The organism is Nostoc sp. KVJ20 (genome assembly GCF_001712795.1).
GTDB lineage: Bacteria > Cyanobacteriota > Cyanobacteriia > Cyanobacteriales > Nostocaceae > Nostoc.
The window spans coordinates 1-900 of the sequence record NZ_KV757853.1 but is presented as its reverse complement, the minus strand read 5'-3'; the positions used below and the strand labels follow the sequence as shown (position 1 = coordinate 900).

1 pseudogene is annotated in these 900 nt (G+C 37.6%); it reads left to right on the top strand.

Annotated features, from left to right (window positions below):
• Positions 1 to 900: pseudogene (locus A4S05_RS38265) on the top strand (exonuclease V subunit alpha); the annotation flags it as partial.

The following is a 900-nucleotide window of genomic DNA, read 5'->3' as shown; positions in this document are numbered from 1 at the left end:
AGTTGAGTCCACCCTAATAACTTTGTTGCCACAAAGAAGAGAGCAACTCTCTCAAGTCAGTCAGCAATTAGCTCACAAAACAGCTATTGCTCAACAGTCAGAACTTTCAAGTTCACAAAAAACTGTTTGGGCAATTGCTGAAAATATTGAATACTTGGCTGTCTCCTCTGCCCTCACTGAAGCTTTACCACTGTTAATAAAACAACTCTCTCCCTTGAGACAGCAGCAAAAAGGAGTCAGAAGTAGATTTGACGATTTAGAAGCAGTCATTACTCAAATTGAGCAACGACTTTCATCACAAAGAGCTATAGACGCAATTACTCAAAATGTTGAATACTCGGCTGTCTCCTCTGCCCTCACTGTCACATTACCGCAACTAATAAAACAATTTTCTCCTTTGAGACAGCAGCTAAAAAAAGGTATTGCCACATTCGACAAAATATTTACAGCAATTGAGCCATTATCACAACGCCTTGATTTACAAAAAACTATCGATATAATTGCTGAGGATATTGAACAGTTGGCTGTAGAGTCTGCTTTAAGTGAAACGTTACCACAACTAATAGAGCAACTCTCTCAACATCACCAGCATATCTCAGGAAGAATAACTAAATTCGACGACCTAGAAACAGCAATTTCTCAATTTGAGCAGCACCTTTCAACAAAAAAAACTGTCTTATCAGTTCTTGAAAACATAGAACAGTCATTAGTTGAGTCTGCCCTAGCTGAAACTTTGCCACGGTTAATAGAACAACTTTCTAAAACTTGCCAACAGCAAAAAGCTCTTAAACCCGCATTTGATAAAATATCTACAAGAATTGAGCATGAAATACAATATCTTTCTTCACAAAGGACTGTAGACGCAATTGCTCAAAATATAGAACAGTCATTAGTTGAATC